The 5,541-nt window shown below is 66.4% G+C and carries 5 protein-coding genes; 2 read left to right on the forward strand and 3 right to left on the reverse strand.

Features of this window, described 5'->3' with window-relative positions:
• Positions 1–1,299, forward strand: a 1,299-nt coding sequence (locus ACFWP2_RS29275) for a radical SAM protein (RefSeq protein ID WP_380456870.1), incomplete at its 5' end; no start/stop codon positions are given.
• Between the two features lie 782 nt (positions 1,300–2,081).
• Here the strand turns inward: ACFWP2_RS29275 and ACFWP2_RS29280 are convergent.
• The 3 genes from ACFWP2_RS29280 to ACFWP2_RS29290 form a co-directional block, all read right to left on the reverse strand.
• Complete coding sequence (locus ACFWP2_RS29280; RefSeq protein ID WP_380456872.1) at positions 2,082–2,600, reverse strand: ATP-binding protein; 519 nt, start codon at positions 2,598–2,600, stop codon at positions 2,082–2,084.
• A gap of 8 nt (positions 2,601–2,608) precedes the next feature.
• Positions 2,609–3,127 (reverse strand): hypothetical protein, encoded by a 519-nt coding sequence (locus ACFWP2_RS29285; protein WP_380456874.1) that lies wholly within the window; start codon positions 3,125–3,127, stop codon positions 2,609–2,611.
• A gap of 714 nt (positions 3,128–3,841) precedes the next feature.
• Positions 3,842–4,381, reverse strand: a complete 540-nt coding sequence (locus ACFWP2_RS29290) for a hypothetical protein (RefSeq protein WP_380456876.1) — start codon at positions 4,379–4,381, stop codon at positions 3,842–3,844.
• 122 nt (positions 4,382–4,503) lie between these two features.
• On the opposite strand from ACFWP2_RS29290, the gene ACFWP2_RS29295 reads away from it, so the two are divergent.
• Entirely contained in the window at positions 4,504–4,773 is a 270-nt protein-coding gene (locus tag ACFWP2_RS29295; RefSeq protein WP_380456878.1) for a hypothetical protein, read from the forward strand.
• The last annotated feature ends 768 nt before the right edge of the window (positions 4,774–5,541 follow it).

Below are 5,541 nucleotides of genomic sequence, written 5' to 3' on the forward strand. Positions count from 1 at the left end.
CTGACGGCCGAGGAGGACAACCCGTCCTCTGGCCAGGGGTGGTGCACGACTCTCACGGAGAGCTGCGCCACCCCTGGCGCTTTTCATCCCACAACACTGCGGAGGGGAACCACGATGGGGGAAGCCCGGCTTTTCGAGTCCGAAGACGGATGGTGGTATGCAGACCACCCGAAGGTCGCACATCTGCCGGCTGGCGCCGTGGAGAACGGCCGCCTCGTGGACGAAGCTCGGCAGACTCTCGAGCAAGGGGGCTTCTTCAAGCCCAAGAAGGCGCCGTTCGGCCTGACGGTCCTTACCGCCACATCGTGCAACCTGGGCTGTCCGTACTGCTTCCAGAACACGGCACCCGCCGACGAGTCGGTGACTCCCTTCGCGCCGCCGCGGATCAGTCGCCGCCTTCTTGCACAAGACGACGTCGAGAGGATCGCCAACTTTGCACAAGAGCGCATGAGCCTCTTGGACTTCGACAGCATCTCCCTGGTGATCTTCGGCGGGGAGCCGCTCCTCAACCCCAAGGGATGCCTCGAACTGCTCAGGCGCCTACGACCGCTTGGGCTCGCGGAGTCCATGATGATCAGCAACTGCGCACTGCTGACTCCATCACTGGCCCGCCAGCTCGATGACGAGGGCCTTCAGCGCATTCAGGTCAGCTTCGACGGGCATCGGTCGGACCATGACGGCACGCGCTTTGATCGAAGGGGGGCCGGGACCTACGACAAGATCATGAAGAACGTGGGACGCGCCATGCAGGAGACCTCCCTTGCCTGGAAGATCAGGGTCAACGTCTCCCACCACAACCTCGAGGGAATTCCTCAGCTGATCGAGGACCTGGCGAAGCTGCCCATCGCACAGTCATCGGTGTCCTTCGCGCCAGCACTCGTAGACGACCACAACATCGGGTATGAGAACCATCTGAGCTACGAGAACCTGGCGGACAAGTTCATCGAGATGATCGACCTGGCTTTTGACGCCGGCCTCTCGGTTCCCGCCCTGGGGGTCCCCGTCAGTAAGTGCGTCCACTGCTCCGGATTCGCCGGCGCCAGCGGCGCGGTCGTCAGCGCCGACGGCACCCTGTACAGCTGCTGGGAAACCGCAGGGAAGCCGGAATGGACCGTGGGAAATATTTCTGACGGCTATCTTCCGGAACAGGAAATAAAAGACCGGTGGGTAGCCTGTGATGCCGCTCCAAAGCCTCACGGAACAAAGGCTCAGAGGAAGAATTTTTATGACACGGTAGACAACCACATCCTTACCCGGACGCACCTTCGTCGGGACACGAAGAAGGCTGGCCGGATATAAGAAAATTCCTCCAGAACGCAACTCCGACATACGCCCAGTACCAGACAATCTGCCATGGCGGTCAGCAGTGCGTTCGCCGAGGCGGCCGGCGGGGCTGGCGGACCTCGCCTACCGACTCCCTTCCACAAGCACCGTCCATTTGCGCCGACGTACCAGCAGATCGGTCGGGCGGCCGGTCAATCTTCATGCTGGGAGCCGGACTCCAGGGTCGGCGCTCCAGAGCTGAGCGGGAGCTGGTCCGGGCATATGCGCAACGGCTGCGAGCGGCTGACAGGCGACACGTCGGCCTGCGGGCGGGAGCTTGTGTTGCACCTGTACGTCCGGTGGCCGTTGTGTGCCGACACGGAGCGCGGGAGGCAGACCTCCGCCCAGCACATCCCAAGGCTGACGTTCTGGTGCGGGTAGTGCGCGGTGGTGGCGATTCGGAAGGTATACGAGCAGGTGCTCCTGGCACTGGGCGGTCGGGCCAGGGGGCCCGGCCGCCCACCATGGCGCTGGCACGGCGGCGCATGTTGTGGACAGGTGCCAACCCATGAGCGAGCCTCGGTGACGCCGTCGAACGGCTGGTCACCCACCCGTCCGTCGCGTCCTCAAGTTCCGGGCACCTGCTCAGTCGGTCTAGCAGTGGGAGGCTTCCGCGTAAGGGATGACGGCGTTCGCCATCGGCATCGCCGGATTCCGAGCGTGGCAGCGCGCCGCTGGAGCTTCTCCAGCCGCGGTGGCTTTGCAGGCGCTGTCGGCGGCTGTCGGCAACGGCCCAATTTGAGGCCGGTCTCAACGGTTCAATCGTTGGCCATCGTGCGCTCTCGCTGGTTCAGTCGTTGTCGGTGGCGGTGGGGACGCGGCGGAGTTCGCGGCCCCGCATGCGGTAGGACTCGCCCTTGAGGGAGTGGACCTCGATGGGCGGCGGCGAGGCGGTCGACCCACTGGGCGGCGGTGGCGAAGGCGACTCTGTGGCCGGCCTGACAGGCCCGGATCGCCAGCCCGGTCGCGATATGTGTCTTGCCCGTGCCCGGCGGCCCGAGGAAGATCGCGTTCTCCCGGGCGGCTATGAAGTCGAGCGTTCCCAGGTGGGCGAGTTGCTGGCGCGTCATTCCGCGCAGATGGGCGAGGTCGAGTTCCTCGATCGTCTTGATCGCGGGGAAGCGGGCCGCGCGGATGCGGCCCTCGCCGCCGTGACTGTCGCGGGCCGAGACCTCCCGCTGCAGGCAGGCGACGAGGTACTCGAGGTGGCTCCAGGACTCGGCCTGGGCGCGTTCGGCGAGCCGCTCGGCGGCGTCCAGCAGCGCGGGGGCTTTCATCGCGCGGGCTAGGAAGGCCAGGTCGGCGGTGGTCTGTCGGGTGGTGCGGGCGGCGGGAACGCCTGTTTTCGCCGCGTCGGTGGTGGTGTTCGGAGACCCCAATTGGAGAGCAGGTGCCAGTGGCCGTCGATCAGATCCCCGGTGGTCCGCGAGGGCACCATCCGGGCCGTGATCATCCTGGAGTAGCCGGAGACGATGATCAGGACCGGCGGGCGGCCCGACTGTCCGTAGCCGAGCGGGATGTCCACCGGCGGGAACCACAGATCGCACTGCGCGAGCTCTCCGGGCTGGTAGACCGTCCGCGAGACCGGATCCGCCGGCAGATAGGCAGGACGCAGTTCACGCACCCGCTCCCGCAGGATCGACAGCCCCCGCTCCCAGCCGATCCGCTCCGCGATCACCGTGGCCGGCATCGTCGGGGTCTGCTTCAACAGCTCCCGAATCGCCGGCTCCACCGCGTCCACGGCCGAGCCCTTCGGCGCCCGCCGGTAGACCGGCGGCCGATCCGAGGCCAGCGCGCGCAGCACGGTGCCCCGGGAGATCCCCAGCTCACGGGCCACGGCCCGCGCCGACAGGATGATCAAGAGATCGCAGAGTGACCCGATTTTGATCCGCCGTCCGTGGTCCTCAATTCACCCGTTGCCGACAGCTGGACGGTCGCCGCGCCGATCCCTCGGGCAGGTCTGACAGTCAGCCCTGACGGAGGTGGCCGTGGCGCGGACCTGCCAGCCGCAGAACCGCGCACCGGTGGTGCCGTGCCCCGCCCTCGAACCGGGTGGCAGGCCTTGACATACCGGCTGTTTGCCCTGAAAAGTCAGGGAAGCTCGCCCTAGAAGTTCCCTCCAAGGACACCCTGAAGGTATGAAGACCGGATCCAGAGGACCTGACGGACGGACCCGCCCGGGGGGCATGAGGGACGTGTGAAAATTTTGCATAAATATCTAAAATATTATCTCGCTTTGGGTGCCATGGGGCGCGCAACTTTGCGCCTGCGGAGCATCGGGCAAAGGCGCAGGTCAATGGGTGTACGAAGTCCATCTAGAGGCCTGGGGTGGGGTATGGCGCTTGCCATTTAGTGTTTGTTTATCGGGCCAGGTAACTATTTACACTCCATGGATTCCAGTGAAGGAGGCCAGGTCTTGACCGGCGAGGGCGCAGGGAAGCGCGATATGCAATGCGTCAGGGATCTCTACAATGCTCTGGCGAAACTGCCGGGAGATCTTCCCATCCAGGTTGTCGTCCTAGGGGAGTCGAGAGCTGGTGATGACCTCCATGTGTTGGCCTCCGTCGAGGTCGACGCTGCGCGTGGAGCAGACGGTCGGATGCTGGCGGATGAGGCCGTCGTCCTCGTGGTGGGCCAAGGTCAGTCTGCAGCTGGCATCGCCTGAGTACTGATTGAAGTGACGAGCCCTTAAGGCAGCCAGCGAGGCGGCGCTGGCTGCGTCAGGTCCAACGCCTGGGCCTACACCAAGAACACCTGGCGCGACACGTGCCGCGACCTGGGCGTCGGCGGGGTTGGCGGACAGTAGTAGTTCGTCGTCGGCGGCGTCCATGACGGGGCGGCCGGCGATGAGGGTAATCCAGTTGCCGAGGCCGTTGTAGACCGCACCGTCGGTGATCCGCCCGGGCGTGCCGGCTGCCTGCCAGCAGCTTGACCGGCTCGGCCACGGCAGGGTGAGTCCCGTTAGTAGTGACAGATGAGGACAAATTCCTCGCTGCCCAAGCAGAGTGCGGATCCGGATGGCGGTCAGCAGCGTGTTCTCCAGCCGGGCGATCAGCACCGCGAGCGGCTGCTCACCGGGAGCGTCGCGGCCTGGGCCAGGGAAGCCTGGGCGTCGTCGTCGCTCGCCCAATGGTGCCGCCCGCCCTATCGGGGCTGGGCGATCAACTCAATGTCGAGGCCATGCTCGCTGGCCTGGCCGACTGCACGGGCGTGGAGAGGTGGACCGACAGGTACTACACAGCACATCGGCTGTTCACGCTGGTCTTCCCGGGCGAACCCGCCGAACCGCCGCAGTCCTTCGGAAATCTGAGCGACGTGCAGCAGCGGGTCCTACGGTTCCTGGCCGGCCAGGACGAGGTCGGCTGGCCGTACCACGTAGCGGACGCTCTGAACCGGTGGCAGGTGCCGACCGGGCGCTCCGACCTACGCGTATACGTCGGTAGTGTCTAGCCAGCCGACAGACTGACATCTGATGCCGGGAGCCGGTGAGGCCGAATCGGCTGACGGACAGCCGGGGTGGCGGCAGAGCGGTCGCCGGACACGTGGGACCGGGCCTGGGAGGTGGCGGTAACCGTGAGAACGAGCAATCACGCTCAGCTTCGCGGGAGACCGGCTGTCCTGACCGCTTGAACTGCCGGCGGGAGACCACCTCGGTCAGCCGCCGCAACCAGCTCGCCGACCTGCTGGCAAGGCACGGCCGGATCGCGGAGCTGCGCGCGTACCCCAGGTCGCACAGGCCTGCGCGACGGTCGAGTTCTTCGCCCAGGACGGCCTGGTCGACCTCCAGCAGACGATGGGCGGCTGACCCCCGCTCTGGCGGGGGTCAGCCGGAGCAATTCCGATGTCCGACATCCCCGTCTGGGTCCTCCCCGCGCGGGCGCAGCGGATGATCTGACGGCTTGGCGGGCGCCGACTCGGACTCACGGCTCATTGGACGTCCCGTCGTGCGATGCTGCTGTGGACCGGCGCATCGCGGGCACCGGCTGAGCACCGACGGATGGGCCCCCTTTGACGGGGCCCGTCCCGGCCTCCTGAGCGGTGGGGGGCCGGGCCCTTCGGCACGGGTGCGGGTCGGTCAGCGGCCCTGGGTGGGGAAGACGTTCCAGAAGGCGGCCTGGTGGCTGTTCGAGCGGGCGCCCACCTGGACGTTCACGTCGTACTGCGGGGCCTTCTTCATGGTGATCCGGAAGGCGTACTCGACCGAGTCGCCCCACCGGT

The sequence above is a fragment of the Kitasatospora sp. NPDC058444 genome (assembly GCF_042721415.1).
Lineage (GTDB): Bacteria > Actinomycetota > Actinomycetes > Streptomycetales > Streptomycetaceae > Kitasatospora.